Source organism: Nonomuraea sp. NPDC049158, from assembly GCF_040648335.1.
GTDB lineage: Bacteria > Actinomycetota > Actinomycetes > Streptosporangiales > Streptosporangiaceae > Nonomuraea.
On sequence record NZ_JBEZDM010000002.1, the window covers coordinates 103,269 to 118,872 of the forward strand.

Here is a 15,604-nt window from a genome sequence, read left to right on the forward strand (position 1 = left end):
CCTCCCGTGTCGCGTGAGCGTCAGCCGCCGATCGTGGCCGACGGCACCGCGCACTCGGCTGTGCGGACACTTCGAAACTGCCTGTCCACACGGCCGTCCGGAGGGAGTTGCACCACCAATCGACGCCAAAAGAGGGGGAAGCGCCTGCACAGTTGCCTCGAGCGCGCGTCGGAAGGGTCGCGTCCAAAACGGCTGTCCACCGGGCAGGATGGCCGCTGAACAGGGTGTCGAGGGAGACGGCAGTGACGGATCCTCCGGCGGGTGCACGAGACGGGGACAGGTGACCGATCCGTTCCGCTTCGACCTGGACGTGCACCGCGCCATCGGCCCCGGCGCTGTCGGCCTGTCCGCGTTGCCCGCCTACGTTGAGCGTGATCATGACCGAGCGGAGCCTTGGCGGCTGTGGCATCCGATCGAGCCGAGCCGTCCGGAGGGAGTGCTCGCCGATCTGGCGAACTCGTCGCTGCTGTAGTTCGAGCCGGCTAGGACTCGTAGAGATCCGTCTCGCTCAGGACCGGGCTGCCGTCGTAGGAGCGCCCCAAGCGGGCCGCGGAACCGAACATGGGTCCACGAGCGCGCTGGATTCCAGCGAACCGGCCAAACCCGAGCGGCTTGGGAACGTCGTCGTAGACGGCCTCCATGCCGCCCCTGACCGAGTACGTCTCGTGCCAGAAACCGGTGCCGCCCGAATCCCGCAGGAACTCCAGCCACCACTCCCGATGAGGCTCGGACCGGGCGAAGGCGAGCAGCGACGGCAGGTCCCGCCAGTACTGGCGCATCCCCATGTTCATCGGGAAGAACGAGTAGTACACGGGCTCGTGCAGCAGCAACCCGTCCGGCTTGCCCGCGACCGAGCCACTGATCTTCCGGCCGAAGCTGAAGAAGGTCCGGATCCCGTACAGGCGATTCACTCGCATGCCGAGGTACAGGACGATGAGGTCTGGATAGGCGGACAGATCGACGGTCTGCCGGTTCACCCGAGTTGGCATTTGATGCTCCTTAAGGGCGCGGTTGCGCATGGGCCGGTCGTCGGTTCAATGGAGGTCAGGACGGGCGATGGACATGTCAGTCGCCGGTGAGCGCCACGTGTACGGAGGAGACCGCGCTCGCGCCATCGCCGACGGCCGTGGCCACGCGTTTCGTCGAGCCCGAGCGGAGGTCGCCGACCGCGAAGACCCGGGGAGCGCTCGTCTGGAACGGAAGGCGCGAGCCGGACGAGCCGGTGGGAAGCGGACCGTCCGTGAGGACGAAGCCGTCGTCGGCCTTGGCGACGCCGGACAGCCAGCCCGACACGGGGTCGGCTCCGATGAAGCACAACAATGCGTGACAAGCCAGCCGTTCCGGCCGCTCGCCCGGCCTCTCGACGACAATCGACGTGAGGGTGTCATCTCCGGCCAGTTGCCCCCGATGACGGCCACCGGCTGATGCTCGTACTCGCGGACGTCCAGCTCGGTCGCCGCATACCGGATGCAGCCGGACTTCTCGAACGTCGCCCACTGCGGAATGTCGAGACGGCGGTAATGGGCTCCGGTAGCCGCGATCACCGCGCGGCACGGAATGCGTACGCCGTCCTCCAGCAGGACGGTCGGCCGTCGATCGTCGGAGAGATCGAGACCTGTCACCGCGCACGGCGAGTGGATCCGTACGCCGGACTTGAGTGCCTGAATCATCGCCAGGCGGGTCAGGTTCGAACCGCTGACACCGTGAGGGAAGCCCAGGTAGTTCTCGATCCGGGCGCTCTTGGCGGCCTGGCCGCCGAGCCCGCTTCGATCCAGCAGCACGGTGACGAGGCCTTCGGACGCCCCGTACACGGCGGCGGCCAGTCCCGCCGGGCCGGCGCCCACCACGACGAGATCGACCGCGGATCCGTCGGCCCGGTAGATGAGGCCGAGCAGCTCCGCGAGCGTTCTTGGCGTCGCGCGCCGCGACACCGAACCACCGACGATCTCCAGGACGTCGCCGGCGGCCGAGCGGATGACCTCGCGCCGTTCCCGGAACGCCGTCAGCACGAGGTCGGCGATGTCATCCTGTTCGGCGAGGGCCCGGCGTAACTTCGCCACCCCGATGCGCACGACTGTCCCGGCGGACACCACCCGAGCGGTCAGGTAGACGTGCTGACCGGTCAGCAGGTTGAGCTCGCCGAGAAAGTCGTCGGGGCCACCGTGGAAGATCAGACGTTCCGGCTCGATCGCCGTCGCGTCCCGGACGATGTCCACGGTCGCCGTCAGGAGCAGGAAGAAGTCGTAGGAGTCGTCGCCGGACACGTACAGATCCCGACCGGCCTCGGCGTGTTCCACCTCCCCGTACGCGGCGAGCCGGCGGAACTGCTCGTCGTTCAGGACCGGCCCGCGCCGCGCCGCACCGTCGTTCATGTGGTTCCTCCGTCGTACCGGGCCGGAACAGTAGGTCGAGCCAAATCACTGGGACCGGCCGCCGGCTCGACCCCTTGAGACGTCAGCGCGCGGCGCTTTTGATGAGGTCGGCGGCCATGGAGGGCTGCGAGATCATCGCGACGTGCGAGGCGCCGACCTCGTGGACCCGTGACCCGGCCCGCCGTGCCATGAACCGCTGCGCCGCGACGGGGAGCACTTGATCGTTCCTGGCGATCAGGTAATAGGAGGGAATGGTCTTCCACGCCGGGGCGCCCGACGGCTCTCCGAGCGTGCGCGTGTCAGCGGGCCGCTGGCCGGCCTGCATCAGGTCAGTGGTCGCCCTCGGCACGTCCCCGGCGAAGACGCCGTGGAATACCTCCTTCTTGATGTATCCCTCGACGAGCCCATCACCATAAGGACGAAAGTCCAGCGCAGCCTCATTGAGCTTGCTCCCCGGATACTTGTTCTGCAGATCCAGCAGCGATTCACCCTGGTCAGGGGCGAACGCGGCCACGTAGACCAGCGCTTTCACGTTCGCGTTACCGATCGCGGCGTTCGTGACGACGATCCCGCCATAGGAATGCGCGGCCAGGACGATCGGGCCGCTGAGCGTGGCGAGAAGGGAGGCAAGGTAGGCGGAATCGGCGGCCACGCCGCGCAGCGGATTCGCCGGGGCGATGACCGGATAGTTCTCGCGGATGAGCCTGGCGCTGACGTCGTTCCAGCCGGAGGAATCGGCGAACGCGCCGTGCACGAGCACCACGGTGGGTTTGGGCTTGGCTTCCGCCTGCGCCTCGGACGTTCCCAGCAGGGCACCGGTCGCTAAAGCGGCGGATCCGGCCAGCACCGCTCGGCGGGTCGTCGTCATAGACGTGGTCCTTTCAAACGTGTGTGATCAGCACCTCGATTGCAGGTCAGAGTAGATCCCGAATAGTTGACGATCGCTGAACCCGGTAGGTCAGTCTTTGGGAAGTACGCCTCAGTCCTTGACAAGTACGTCGACCTAGCCTGCGGGCATGAAAACGAACAAGAGCGAGACGGCCAGGAAGTGGGGCCTACGGATTCATCTGCTTCTTTATGTTCTGGCCAATCTGGCCCAGGTCGTTGTCTGGTTTCGCTACGACTCGAGAAGCCACTTCTGGCCTGTTTGGTCGATAGCCTTTTGGGGCATCGGGCTGGGCTTTCACACCTGGAGCGTCTACTCGCCGCCCCAACCGAATTCCGCAAGCAACTTCTCGGCGCGGCGGGAGAACAGGTAAGACCCGCGTTCGTCGGACCGGTCGCGGGCCTTTTCCGCGGCGGCCCGTACGACGTCCGCGGGTTCGCCGCGAGCGTGCAGCAGGCGCGCCCGCAGCAGCAGGACAAGTCCTTCGGCGTAGCGTTGACCGTAGGCCTCGAGGGCCTGGTCCGCTCGGTCGAGGGCGACGCCCGCCTCGTCCGGCATCCCGGCGGCCAACCACATCTCGGCGATCAGCGCGTGGTGGAACGCGACGCCCCACCGCGGCGGGTCGACCATCGTCGCGGCCAGGAGCTGGTCGGCCTCCGCCGCGATGACGGCCGGGTCATCGCCGGTGAGGGCACGGGCCCAGTACCAGTTCAGCCGTATGTAGTGCTCCTGCTGGATGGCCGCGCGGCCGGTGCCCACGGCCATCCACCGCTCGATCGTGCGCATCACCCAGCCCGCGTCACCGGCCACCGAGGCGATGATCGTGGTGTAGTAGGCCCAGGTCGCGACCGCGTACGAGTCGTCGGGGCCGTTCCACTTGTCGATGATGGTCTCCGCCGTCTCGACGTCACCGTGCAGTGCCGTCACGACGGCATGCCAGCCGGGCCACTCACCCGAGACGTCACGCCGGATCGGGGTCTCGCTGTGCGCGGAGACGACCCCGTCGAGCAGGGCGGGGTTGTTCTCGCTGAAGCATCGGTATGCCGCGCCGATGTGGCCGATGTCCCATTGGTGCAGGCCCCAGGCTTGCCGGCCGTACACACGGATGACCGGATCGGAGGACGCCTCCCCTTGCTCGTACAGCCGTCGGACCAGGCGAACGCGGTCCCACTCCAGGAAGGTGTAGGCCCCGAACAGGCGAGCGAAGAGGAGGCCGGCTGCCTCGACGTCCCGGCCGAGTTGGCGGGCCAGGTGTTCCGCACGCTCCAGCAGATCGAACGTTGTGCCGCCGAACCCGGCTTGCCGGCGCGGGGCGATGGCGAGTAGCGAGAGGGCGGAGAGCTCGAGTTCCGGGAGCTTGGCCGTCCGCGCGATCTGGGCGGCCGATTCCAGGTGCCGATCGGCGGCGGCGAACGCGAGCTTGGTCGCCGCGCGACGACCGGCGCGCTTCAGCGCCTCCACGGTACGAACCGGGTCGGCGAGCGGGCCGGCGGCGGACAGGTGGAAGGCGAGGCGTTCGGTGCTGGACTCGTCCTCCGCTTGGCCTTCTTCGAGCGCGTCCGCGACACGCAGGTGCAGCCGGACGGCCCGCAGCTGCTCCATCGTCTCCGTGATCGCTTCGCGCACCAGGTCGTGCGCGAAGCGCCACGAGAACGGGTTCTCCGGCCCCGTTTCGAGCAGGCCGAGCGCGCGCAGCGGTTCGCGGCATGCGAGGCAGTGAGCGACGTCGACACCGGCGGCGCGGGCGAGCAGGCCGAGGTCGACGTCGCGGCCGATCAGCGCGGCGACGCTCAGCAGGTGGCGAGCCCTGTCGTCGAGGCCTGCCATCCGATCGCGGACGACGTCTCGTACGGTGGACGGCACCCCCGCCCGCGCCGATGCGTCGCCGTCGCCGAGCGCGCCGCGATCGCTGAGAAGCCGCGAGAGTTCGCGGACGAAGAAAGGATTGCCGGCGGTGCGGACGTGGATGTCGCGGGCGACGTCCGCGCCGGGTTCGTGGCCGGTCTCGCGGCGGATGAGTTCGGCCACGTCGGTCAGGCTGAGCGGGCCGAGTTGGATCCTGCGGTGGCTGGGCAGCCGGCTGGCGGCGGCCAGTACCCGCGAAAGGTCGGGGCTGGGTGTGGGTACGCGGTCGCGAAGGGCGCAGATGATCGCGGTGCCGGTGGGTAACCGGCCCGCCAGATGGCTGAACAGCTGGAGCGAGGTGGCATCGATCCATTGAAGATCGTCCATGACGAGGAGCATCGGCCGTTCCGCCGAGGCCTGGCCGATAAAGGTGACGACCTGCTCGTACAGGCGGAACTGGGCGCGGCCCCCGGAAACCGGCGGCGCGGCGTCATCGTCTCGAGATTCGAGGAGGCGACCGAGTTCACTGGCCAGCCACTTCTCACGCGCCAGCACGGGCAGGCTGTCGAGGACAAGGGCGAGCGCCTGCTCCCATGGCCACATCGATGGTGTTCCGTCGCCTTCCAAACAGGAAGCCCAGACGACGAGCGCGCCACGCCGGTCCGCGCCGGCGGCGGCCTCTTCCAGCAGACGCGTCTTACCCGAGCCCGGTTCGCCCTCGACGATGGCGAGCCCGGTGCGGCCGGTGAGCGCCGCCTCGATGGCCTGCCGCAGCACGCCGAGTTCCTCGCCCCGGCCGACCAGGCCGGCCGCCTGCCCCGCCGGTGCGCGGTCACCCTCACCCTCCGTACTCGTCACCACCGGTGATGTCGGACTCTGCGTCAGCACTCGCAGGTGCGCGGCCTGCAACGCCGAACCGGGGTCGATGCCGAGTTCCTCGGCTAGGCGATCACGGACCGCGTGGAACGCTGACAGCGCCTCCGCCTGCCGCCCGGCGGCGCCGAGGGTGGTGATGAGGCCGGCATGTACGGGTTCGTGAAACGGTGCCATCGACGCGGCCAGTTGCAAGGGCGGGATCACCCGCTCCGGTCGGCGTAACGACACGGCCAGTTCGGCCGCTGCCACGCAGGCGGCGTAGAACTCGTCGTCGAGGGCGGCGAAGATCGGCATCGCGGTCGATCCGTAGGACAATCCATCCCCCGCAGGGCCACGCCAGAGGCCCAGCGCCTTGACGTAGTCGTCGAGCGCCACTTCGCGAGCCTGCCCTTGGGCGCCGTTGAGGAGTTCCCGGAACGTGACGAGATCCAGCGTGCCGGATCCGGCGCTGAACACGTACGCGTTGCCGCGGCGGTGCAGGTATGTACCGGCTGCCCGGGCGGGGACAGCGGGCTCGAGCACCCGCCGCAATGCCCCGATGTACTTCTGGATGAGATTGAGCGCGCTGGCGGGGGCGTCATCGGCCCACATCAGGTCGATCAATTCCCTCGTACTCACCGGATGGCCCACGCGCGCCAGGAGCAGGGCCAACAGCTGCGCCTGCTGCCGTGGGCCGGCGTCCAGTTCGGCGCCATCGCGCCACAGCCGCAACGAACCGAGGATCTGCAGTCGCAGCGAGCCAGCACCGGTCGGCGGACCCTCGCCGTCGGGCCGAACGGGATGGGCTGGCCCGGTCACGTCGACTCCCGGATGGACATGACAAATTTGTCAGCTTACGACCCGTTTCGCACCGTGGCGCGCACCGATTATATGGGCCCGGGATCGGCCGCAGAAGGGCCGACCGACCTTCGAGCTCGACGGCTGATCAACCAGCCGAACCCGGTCGCCGTGAAGAACATGACGATGCCGTACACCGCGCCTGGGATGGCGATCGCGGCGCTGTTCAGCAGCGTCGGGCTCAGCGCCACCGTGATGGCGAGCCCGGTGTTGTGAATGCCGATCTCAAACCCGGCCGCGGTCGCCGCACGGTGATCGACACCCGCCAGGCGCGGCACGCTGTAGCCGATCAGCAGGCTCACGATGTTGAAACCCAACGCGACCAGCCCGACCGAGACGAAATAGTCGACGAGGTTCTCCCGCTCCGCGTACAACACGGCGTAGATGACCCCGACCAGGACCACGACCGACAGCGCCCGAACGGGGAGGTTGAGCCGCCGCGCCACCTCCGGCGCCCACGCGCGCACGAGCATCCCGATCGCGACCGGTAGGAGCACCATCACGAAGACCTGCGACATCTTGTCGAACTGCAGCCCGAGGGCGGCCTCGCCGGACAAGAAATACCCAGCTGAGAGGTTCACCACGATCGGCAGGACGACCACGGCCAGCACCGAGTTGATCGCGGTGAGCGTGACATTCAGCGCGACGTTCCCGCCGAACAGGTGGCTGAACAGATTGGCCGTGGGCCCACCGGGCGACGCCGCGACCAGCAACATCCCGACCGCCAGCTCCGGCGGAAGCCCGAAGGCGAGCACCAGGCCGAAGCAGATCGCCGGCAGCAACACGATCTGGCACAGCAACGCGACCGCGGCCGCCTTCGGATACTGGCCCACCCGCCGGAAGTCGTCCAAGGTCAGGCTGAGACCCAGGCCGAGCATGACGATGCCGATGGCGAAAGGCAGACTGGCCAAGATCAATGGGGAGCCCATGGCGGACATTCTCGGGCATGCTGACAAATCCTGGTAGGGGCCAAAGTTTGTCGTCGTTCCAGGCTGACTACAGACCACCGATCATGCAAAAGGCCAGGTCAACCCGCAGATTGCCTGGTCTCGGTCGCGCGCCCTGAAGACTCGAACCTCATGACTGTGTACGCCCCAGACTTGTCAACGGCCACGTGCGTGTCGCTGGTGGCCAGGTAGAAGTCCCCAGCTCTTCGTAGTTGACTACTTCTTGATCAAGCGTGCTGGTGTCCTGGTTCGTGCCTGTTTCATGCGGAAGGACTCGCCCTCGGTGACCACGACGATGCTGTGGTGCAGGAGCCGGTCCAGCAGGCTGACGGCGGTGGTGTGTTCGGGCAGGAAGCGTCCTCATTGGTCGAAGGGCCAGTGTGAGCCGATGCCGAGGGCGCGGCGTTCGTAGGCGGCGGCGACGAGGCGGAACAGCAGCTGGGCGCCGGTGTCATCAAGCGGGGCGAACCCAACTTCGTCGATGATGATCAGTTCGGCGCGTAGCAGGTTCTCGATCATCCGGCCGACGGAGTTGTCGGCCAGTCCGCGATAGAGCGTCTCGACCAGCTCGGCGGCGGTGAAGTAGCGGACCTTGTGGCCGGCCTGGATGGCGGCGACGCCCAGGGCGATGAGGCTGTGGGATTTGCCGGTGCCGACTCGGCGCCGACCGCGCAGCGCAAGGAGGTCGAGACGCAGGTACGGCAGTACGTCCGCCGCCACGCTGCTGACCCCGACCTCTCCATTGCCGGCATCGCCCGGGCCCTGGGGTGGTCGGCGCGATACCTGCAGGATGTGCTGCAGGCCGCGGGCACCACATCCCGCGAACTGATCCGCTCCGAACGGCTGCGGCTCGCCCGGACCCCGCCTGCACAGCTCCGCCTGGGACAACCGGTCGATCGCGCAGGTCGCGCACGCGTGCGGGTTCGCCAGCCACGCGTCGTTCGCCACCGCATACCGGCACGAGTTCGGCGTGACACCCAGCGAGACCCGCGGCGACCGCTTCCGGGGCAACTCGCGCGGCTGGAGGTCGGGAAGTCTTTCGCTGCGGCGCACGGCGCTTGCGCCAGAGCGCATAGAGCGGCTCGAAGCCCAGCGAGCAAATACGCAAACCGCGTGGAAGAGGCGTGCCGCGCCGAATGAGGTCGAGCGGCTGAGTGTGATCGACGCACTGACCGGGCGTCACGCGGTGTTCGTGGCGTAGGTGGCGAGATCGTCGGCCACAACCCGCCCCCAGGGGCACGTCCAACGAGCACATCAGTCCCGGCCTGCTGCGACACGACGCGGTACGCCGGGCCTGCCCGCAGTGCGGGGTACCGGTGGTTCACCGACCCCGCCGCCCGGCAGATCTACGCGCCCGAGGAGCATGCGTTCCTGACAAGGATGTATGCCGCCGGGCTGCGCGAACTGGTCACCCTCCGAGGCCCTGACTCCCGAGCAGCGCACCTGGCCGAGCTGCTGCCGGCCCATAGCGAGGAGTTCCGGCGGGTGTGGGACGACCACGAGATCGGGATACGTCCCCATGAGGTCAAGCACTTCGTCCACCCCGAGGTCGGCGCGCTGGAGCTCACCTGCCAGCGGCTGGTCGACCCGGGCCAGGCCCACTCGCTGATGGTCTACACCGCCATTCCCGGCAGCGAGAGCTACGAGAAGCTCCAGGTGTTGTCCGTCATCGGCGCGCAGACGCTTCGCTGAGATGCGCGACCGCGTCTATCTTGGGTGCTCATTTAACGGTGACGCCCTCATTCTGCCGGTCATCGCGGTGGAGGACATCGGATGGTTTACGCACTACGGCGGGCCTCGGTCAACGTGCCCGAGGCCCGCCGGGCGTCATCGCAGGTTGTAGGCGCGGATGACGGTGTAGTCGACAGTGCCGCCATCGGCCCGCGCCGCGTGCGCGCGCACGGACACCGAGCCCTTGCCCGGGTGGTTCAGAGCGGCCAGCCACGTGTCCGTTCCCGTCGGGATCAGGACCGCCTTCCGCCACGTCGCGCCCTCGTCGTAGGAGACCTCGACACTGACCCACCGCGTCCGCGAGGCGGCCGAGCCCGGCTGCGCCTTCAGACTCACCGGCATCATGAGCGGCCGACCGGCCGGTGCGCTGTTGGCCAGGTCGACCGGCGGCGTGAAGGAGAACGAGGCCAGGGGCAGGTAAGTCCACTTGTCCGTGCCCACCTCACCGGACTTGAACGTCCACGCACCGCTGATCTTGGTGGAGGCGTTGAAGCCGGTCGTACGGTCGACGTCGTACTCCAGCCGATAGGTGCTCTCGGCTGACGGCACCGGCCCGCTGGCGTCGTAGAAGTATTTTGGTATCTCGGCCAGTTGGACGCCGTCGCGGTAGAACCCGACCCGGCCGCCGTCGAGCAGCGAGTAGCCGGTGTGCCCGGAGTCGTCGCCGAACGGCGGGATGTTCAACATGATGATGTTGCCTGCTCGGGCGACGTACGTGCGCGGGTTGAACTTCGGCCCGGCAGGTCCGCGTTGCCAGTCGACCACGAATTTCCTGCCCGGCTGCCAGGTGGTGTCGTCGTACCAGAACTGCGTCTGGCGCGCTCCGCTCGTCTCCCACCGGTTATCCCAGACCACGCCCTTCGCGCTGTAGTAGATGGTACGGGTGCTGGGCACGTCATACCTGATCGGTCCCGACATCGCGCTGCCGCCCTCGGGCGGGAAACCGAAGTTGTGCATGTAGCCCTGCTGCTTGTCCGGGGTCACGCCGTGGTTGCGGTTGACCACGGTCGCCAGCTCGCCGGGGCGCACGGTGTGGCGGTAGCCGGTGAGGAACCGCCCGCGGACGAACTGCACGAGGTCGTACTCGTACGGCGAGCCGTAGAAAGTGCCGTCGGCGCCCGGCTCGGCCCAGAAGCTGCGCACCTCCGACACCAGCGTGCCCTGCTCGGCCGTCACCTCCTTACCCAGGTCTGCGGTGAACAGCTTGCCGAAGTCGGCGCCGACGATCCGCGCTGCCAGTCCGTATCCGCGCGGCAGGCCGCGGGAGAAGCCGGCCGCGGCCAGCCGGGTCCGCGCCGAGGACTTCGGTACGGTCACCGACACCGGTGTGCCCTGGCGCGCGTCGAGCTTGAGGACTCCCTCGTCGGTGTTCCCGACGGTGAGGTTCGGCTGTACCAGCAGCGTCGAGGTCCCGTCGGGTGTGATCACCGTGGCCTGAACGTGGTAGCGGCCGGGCCGGAGCTTGGCCTTCACGGTGCCCGACGCGTCGTAGGGAACCTGGTAGACGTCCAGATCGAGACCGACCACCGACAGGTCGTAGTCACTCGCCGGTGTGCCCGCGCGGTCGGTGAGCTGGAAGGTGACGGTGCGGGTCTCGTGTCCCTTCGTGATCGTCAGTGGGGTCCGCACCGACACGCCGTCGGCGTTCGAGGCCAGCAGCGTTCCGGTGAAGGTGCCTGTCGCCGACGGCACCCGGGTGTCGGCGGTCAAGGTGAGCGCCGCGGTCCCACCGGCCGGCACGACGGCCCGCGCCGGACTGGCCGTGAACATCCCGGCCGGCGCGACGACCCCGTCCGGGCCGGTCGCCGTGATCGTGAGGTCGAGGGTGACGGGAGCTGTGCCGTCGTTCCGGTAGGTGATCGTCTTCGTCACGGGAACGTCGTCGTCGGCCGGCCACGGTTGCGACCCGAGCGCGAGGCCGGTGACGTCGGGCAGGATGGCCTGCTGGACCGCGCGGCCGACGTCGACCCTGCCGGCGCCCTGCTGGAAGGCGTTCAGGCTTGGGTTCGGCTTGGCCGTGGCGACCAGCGCGGCTTTGAGGTCGGGGCCGGTCCACTTCGGGTGCTGCTGCGCCAGCAGCGCCGCGGCTCCCGCGACGTGCGGCGTGGCCATCGACGTCCCGTTCAGCTGGGTGTACCCGGGCGAGTACTCCGGATAGTCGGATCCCTTCGCCAGCGCCGCGACGATGCCCACGCCCGGCCCGGTGATGTCCGGCTTGATCGCGCCGTCGACGCGCGGCCCGCGGTTGGAGAATGACGCCAAGGCATCCTGCTTGTCGACCGCGCCCACGGCGAGCGCGGCGTCCGCGGTGGCCGGCGAGGACACACCGCCGTCCCGGCCCTCGTTGCCCGCGGCCACGACGAACAGTGTGCCGGTGGTCGCGGTCAGGCGGTTCACCGCCTCCTCCAGGACGTCGACGCCCGGGAAGTCGGTGCCGCCGAGGCTCATGTTGACCACTTTCGCCCGCTCGGCGGCCCACTCCATCCCGGCCAGGATCGACGACTCGGCGCAGTTGCGGGTGCTGCACACCTTGCCGATCAGCAGGTTCGCCCCGGGCGCCACGCCGCGGTACTTTCCGCCCGATGCCGAACCGCTGCCGGCGATGGTGGATGCGACGTGCGTGCCGTGACCGACGTTGTCCACGGTGTCGGCGGCGTCGGTGAAGTTCTTCTCCTCGACGATCTTCCCGGCCAAGTCCGGGTGAGAGTTGTCGATCCCGGTGTCCAGGACGGCGACGGTAATCCCGCTGCCGTCGTATCCGGCCGCCCAGGCGGTCGGCGCGCCGATCTGCTTCACGCTCTGGTCCAGCGAGACCTCGCGCTTGCCGTCGAGCCAGATCCGCCCGATGCCGGACGCCGCGGTGCGCTGGGTCGCCGGGCCGGCGGTCACCTCGGTCCAGAACTCGTGCGCTCTCGCTTTGCCGACCTTCACCGCGGCGGCGCCGATGCTGGGCAGCGTGCGAGTGACCTTCCCGGCCGACCTGACCCGGGCGGCGGCCTTGGCCTCGTACGACACGATGGTGGGCACGTCGTCGACGTGCGCGTCGTCGTATCCGGCCTGGACGAGCCCGGTCACGTCGAACAGCCGCCGGTCGAGCCGGGCGGCCGACACCAGCTTCTGGGCGTCGTTCGGCACGACGAACTGGTGCCCGTCGCGTTCGTACTGGCTGAAACCAACCTTTTCGCGGCCGGGAGCGGGGTCGATCGAGACCCGGTTCCCCTCGACATAGACCCGGTCGCCCGTCAGCAGGGTGACCCACGAGCCGCGGGGCGCCGTGGACTGGGTACCGGAGGTCCACCGGGAGGGTGCCGGATCGGCGCTCGGCGTGGGCTCCGCGCTCGCGGTGGAGGTCAGACTCGCGGTTAACAGGGCGGTGGTGAGCAAGAGACCGGGCAGGCGCCGGCGGAGAGACGTCCTGGACATCAAAATCCTTCCTCATGGTGCAGGGAAGATTCTGAGATCACGACATTGAGCGTAGGTACTCCTAATCGGGCATAACATCGCGTTATGCAGTTGGAGATCCGCCACCTCCGGGTGGTCGCGGCGATCGCCGAGTCCGGCAGCATCAGCCGGGCCTCGGCCGTGCTCGGCTTCAGCCAGCCGGCCGTCACCGCGCAGTTGCAGCGGATCGAGCGCGCGCTCGGCGGGAGGCTCTTCGCCCGCGACGGCACCGGCGCCAAGCCCACGGCGTTGGGTGCCATGGTCCTGTCCCATGCCCAGGGCATCATCGCGTTGCACGACGATCTGGTGCGCGACATCCAACGCCGTGACGCTGACGGCGACCTGGCGACGCTCAGGATCGGCGCCACGGCCGGGCCGATGGCCGCCGGCCTGATGACGGTCAGCCGCCGGTTGCTGCCGGAGGCCGAGGTGTCCCTGCACGTGAGCGACGCGGACGAGGAACTGGTCGAACTGCTCGCCGAATCCCGGCTGGAGATCGGGCTGAGCGTCGACTATCCGGGCTACGAACTGCCGGTGCCCGAAGGGCTGAGCGAAGCGGTACTGGGCGTCGAGCCCGTCTTCGTCGTCCTGTCGAGGGACCACCCGCTCGCGGCCGAGCCCGAGGTGCCGCTGGCCGCGCTGGCCGGCGAGCGCTGGCTGCCGGGTGTCGGCAAGGACATCAGGATGCGGGCGATGTTCCGGGACACCTGCCGCCGCGCGGGGTTCGTGCCGCGGCGCATCCAGCGCACCGACGCCAGCCTGGTGTTCTCCCTGATCAGCCAGGGGCACGGAGTGTCCCTGTGCAGGGCGATCACAGCCGAGCGCGAGAACGTGGTGGTCAGGCCACTGGCCGGCGACCCGATGTGGGTACGGGAGCGGCTCCTGTGGTCGGCGGGCTCGCCAGTCGCCGAGCACGTACCAGGTATCCGTGACGTGCTCGCCGCGGCGTACCGGGAGCAGGCGGAGGCGATGCCGGCTTACCAGGCGTGGCAGCGCAGCCGCCGCCGGTCCTGGTCGGAGCGCGACGTGGAGCCCTTCGCCTAGCAAGTACCGCACTCGCCTCGGATTAGAAGCAAGATCTTTAAGTGTTACCTTGTGACGCTTTCTGATACTTCGTGCCGCTTTGCCGCGCCGTTCGTGCCCCGCGATGCCGCATCGTGACGGGATGTTCCAGGGCGCAGGAGCACGCACCGAGCACGATGCATCCCCCGACGCACGAAGCATGGGTCTCGGGCGGCCGTTACGTACCCTCCTTTCCGGATCCGGCCACAAACCTGAAGCACGTCTCCGACCTGGCCGCAACACCGACGGGAACGGCTTGGAGGACTTTCGGCAAGCGACTCATTTGTCCGCTTGAACTGCATGGATGAGATTTTCGGTAGGCGCAGTGCTTGATCACGGTTTGGTGTCGTGCGACCGGCCGATCTTGACGCAGGTGCACCCATGAGACGTTATTAAAACGTCTGTTCCCATTTGTGCAGGAGGTCCTCGTGCGCCACCCACTGGTTCGCCGATTAGCCGCAGCTCAAGCGGCGCCGCGCACCGTGGTATGCCCAGCGGACGGTGCTGGTGGGCTGGTCCTACGGGGCGCCGCTCGCGCTGCACTGGGCCACTCGCAACCCACTCGAACCTGCCGGAGTCACAGGTCCGGCCGCACGCCGAAGGCTGCGCCCGGCCCTGGCCGTTGCTCGAAGCGCCGCGACCTGGACAGGTCGACCGCTTCCTGCTCCTCCAGAGTGCGCCAGCAGAAGTCGCCGTAGTCGTCGTCGCCGAACGCGGCGGCCAGCGATGTGCGCAGGCCCAGCCGGCTCATCACGGTGGCCGCCCGTCTGCGCAACCGCCAGTGTTTGAGCACCTATCCTGCTTGCATGGGTGACGTACTGAAGGGGCGAGGTTGCGCGTGGGAGTTCGAGGACGAAGGACTGCGCATTACGCCTGAGCCGGGTAAGGCGTCGAAACTGAGCATGGAACTCGGCGAGCGGTTCGTGCCGTACGACGCGCTGGCCGATGTCATGGTGGAGCCCGGTGCACGCGGCAGGGTGGTGTTGCGGGTGGTTCCCCGGGAGGGAGCCGACCCGGTCATGTCCGCGGCAACGGGGCAGCTCCAGGAGTCGCTCGATCCGTACCGGCTGGTGCTGCCCGCCGCCACGAAGACGCTGGCCGACCAGTATGCCGACGAGATGCGCGCGGCCCTATCCGAGCGCGGTCCGGCTGAGCGGTTCTTGATCGCCGGTCCTTCGGTGCCGCGTAGTTTCAAGGCATGGGACGGTGAGGCCGCCTTCGACGGGCAGGCTGTCACCTTCACCTGGTTCTCCTCCGGGGCTTCCCCGGCCAAGTTCACGGCAGGTGACCGGCGTTACCCGATCACCGAGATCGAGGGCGTCGATTGGCATGCACTGGAGGACGCTCGCGGGTCGTTGCGGCTGCGCATCCGTGGGCAGCAGGCCCTCTCCAACCCCAACAACGATCCCGCCTCCGTGGTGTTCGGCATTGGCTGGGGAGCCACGCATCACTCCCTGCCCTTCGCCGCCGCCGTGCTGGCCGCCGTATAAGCGATCTTGAGGACGAGGCCGAACGACGCTTCACCGAGGTTCTAGCGGACGGCCAGGCCAGCACCGTGCACGGGTCGTGGGCAAGCATTGGGCGTGGACGCCCGCAAACGATCAGCG

12 protein-coding genes and 2 pseudogenes are annotated in these 15,604 nt (G+C 68.5%); 6 read left to right on the plus strand and 8 right to left on the minus strand.

From position 1 onward, the window contains the following. The first annotated feature begins 280 nt into the window (after nt 1-280). On the plus strand, nt 281-472 hold the full coding sequence (locus AB0B61_RS04590) for a hypothetical protein (RefSeq protein WP_358427938.1): 192 nt from the start codon (nt 281-283) through the stop codon (nt 470-472). A gap of 10 nt (nt 473-482) precedes the next feature. Here AB0B61_RS04590 and AB0B61_RS04595 read toward each other — a convergent pair whose 3' ends face one another. The 3 genes from AB0B61_RS04595 to AB0B61_RS04605 form a co-directional block, all read right to left on the minus strand. Further along, a complete protein-coding gene (locus AB0B61_RS04595; protein ID WP_358427941.1) occupies nt 483-989 on the minus strand; it encodes a DUF4188 domain-containing protein in 507 nt (168 codons plus the stop codon). A 45-nt stretch (nt 990-1,034) separates the two neighbouring features. Beyond that, complete coding sequence (locus tag AB0B61_RS04600; RefSeq protein WP_358427944.1) at nt 1,035-2,372, minus strand: FAD-dependent oxidoreductase; 1,338 nt, start codon at nt 2,370-2,372, stop codon at nt 1,035-1,037. Between the two features lie 82 nt (nt 2,373-2,454). Further along, entirely contained in the window at nt 2,455-3,240 is a 786-nt protein-coding gene (locus AB0B61_RS04605; RefSeq protein WP_358427947.1) for an alpha/beta hydrolase, read from the minus strand. Nucleotides 3,241-3,388: 148 nt separating this feature from the next. Between AB0B61_RS04605 and AB0B61_RS04610 the strand changes: the two genes are divergently transcribed. After that, nucleotides 3,389-3,631 (plus strand): 2TM domain-containing protein, encoded by a 243-nt coding sequence (locus AB0B61_RS04610; protein ID WP_358427950.1) that lies wholly within the window; start codon nt 3,389-3,391, stop codon nt 3,629-3,631. Here AB0B61_RS04610 and AB0B61_RS04615 read toward each other — a convergent pair. The 3 genes and pseudogenes from AB0B61_RS04615 to AB0B61_RS04625 form a co-directional block, all read right to left on the minus strand. Further along, nucleotides 3,571-6,777 (minus strand): BTAD domain-containing putative transcriptional regulator, encoded by a 3,207-nt coding sequence (locus AB0B61_RS04615; protein WP_358427953.1) that lies wholly within the window; start codon nt 6,775-6,777, stop codon nt 3,571-3,573. The genes AB0B61_RS04610 and AB0B61_RS04615 overlap by 61 nt on opposite strands. Nucleotides 6,778-6,845: 68 nt before the next feature. Further along, the gene (locus AB0B61_RS04620) at nt 6,846-7,745 is read right to left on the minus strand and encodes a bile acid:sodium symporter family protein (protein WP_358427956.1); all 900 of its coding nucleotides are present in this window, start codon (nt 7,743-7,745) and stop codon (nt 6,846-6,848) included. Nucleotides 7,746-7,979: 234 nt separating this feature from the next. Beyond that, a pseudogene (locus AB0B61_RS04625) lies at nt 7,980-8,711 on the minus strand (ATP-binding protein). On the opposite strand from AB0B61_RS04625, the gene AB0B61_RS04630 reads away from it, so the two are divergent. Then, on the plus strand, nt 8,659-8,964 hold the full coding sequence (locus AB0B61_RS04630; RefSeq protein ID WP_358429307.1) for an AraC family transcriptional regulator: 306 nt from the start codon (nt 8,659-8,661) through the stop codon (nt 8,962-8,964). The pseudogene AB0B61_RS04625 and the gene AB0B61_RS04630 sit on opposite strands and share 53 nt — an antisense overlap. A gap of 8 nt (nt 8,965-8,972) precedes the next feature. Beyond that, nucleotides 8,973-9,455, plus strand: a complete 483-nt coding sequence (locus AB0B61_RS04635) for a hypothetical protein (protein ID WP_358429309.1) — start codon at nt 8,973-8,975, stop codon at nt 9,453-9,455. Between the two features lie 135 nt (nt 9,456-9,590). Here AB0B61_RS04635 and AB0B61_RS04640 read toward each other — a convergent pair whose 3' ends face one another. Continuing rightward, nucleotides 9,591-12,917 carry a S8 family serine peptidase gene (locus AB0B61_RS04640; RefSeq protein ID WP_358427959.1) on the minus strand — a complete coding sequence of 1,109 codons (3,327 nt, stop codon included), beginning with the start codon at nt 12,915-12,917 and terminating at the stop codon, nt 9,591-9,593. Between the two features lie 84 nt (nt 12,918-13,001). On the opposite strand from AB0B61_RS04640, the gene AB0B61_RS04645 reads away from it, so the two are divergent. After that, nucleotides 13,002-13,979, plus strand: a complete 978-nt coding sequence (locus AB0B61_RS04645; RefSeq protein WP_358427962.1) for a LysR family transcriptional regulator — start codon at nt 13,002-13,004, stop codon at nt 13,977-13,979. A 646-nt stretch (nt 13,980-14,625) separates the two neighbouring features. On the opposite strand, the pseudogene AB0B61_RS04650 reads toward AB0B61_RS04645, so the two are convergent. Further along, nucleotides 14,626-14,745: pseudogene (locus tag AB0B61_RS04650) on the minus strand (carbohydrate kinase family protein); the annotation flags it as partial. Between the two features lie 58 nt (nt 14,746-14,803). Between AB0B61_RS04650 and AB0B61_RS04655 the strand changes: the two are divergent. Beyond that, the gene (locus AB0B61_RS04655; protein WP_358427965.1) at nt 14,804-15,487 is read left to right on the plus strand and encodes a DUF4429 domain-containing protein; all 684 of its coding nucleotides are present in this window, start codon (nt 14,804-14,806) and stop codon (nt 15,485-15,487) included. Nucleotides 15,488-15,604 lie beyond the last annotated feature (117 nt).

Coding starts and splice junctions, on each gene's coding strand:
- AB0B61_RS04595 (WP_358427941.1), bottom strand. CDS start 989: ATGCCAACTCGGGTGAACCGGCAGACCGTCGATCTGTCCGCCTATCCA.
- AB0B61_RS04600 (WP_358427944.1), bottom strand. CDS start 2,372: ATGAACGACGGTGCGGCGCGGCGCGGGCCGGTCCTGAACGACGAGCAG.
- AB0B61_RS04605 (WP_358427947.1), bottom strand. CDS start 3,240: ATGACGACGACCCGCCGAGCGGTGCTGGCCGGATCCGCCGCTTTAGCG.
- AB0B61_RS04610 (WP_358427950.1), top strand. CDS start 3,389: ATGAAAACGAACAAGAGCGAGACGGCCAGGAAGTGGGGCCTACGGATT.
- AB0B61_RS04620 (WP_358427956.1), bottom strand. CDS start 7,745: ATGGGCTCCCCATTGATCTTGGCCAGTCTGCCTTTCGCCATCGGCATC.
- AB0B61_RS04640 (WP_358427959.1), bottom strand. CDS start 12,917: ATGTCCAGGACGTCTCTCCGCCGGCGCCTGCCCGGTCTCTTGCTCACC.
- AB0B61_RS04645 (WP_358427962.1), top strand. CDS start 13,002: ATGCAGTTGGAGATCCGCCACCTCCGGGTGGTCGCGGCGATCGCCGAG.
- AB0B61_RS04655 (WP_358427965.1), top strand. CDS start 14,804: ATGGGTGACGTACTGAAGGGGCGAGGTTGCGCGTGGGAGTTCGAGGAC.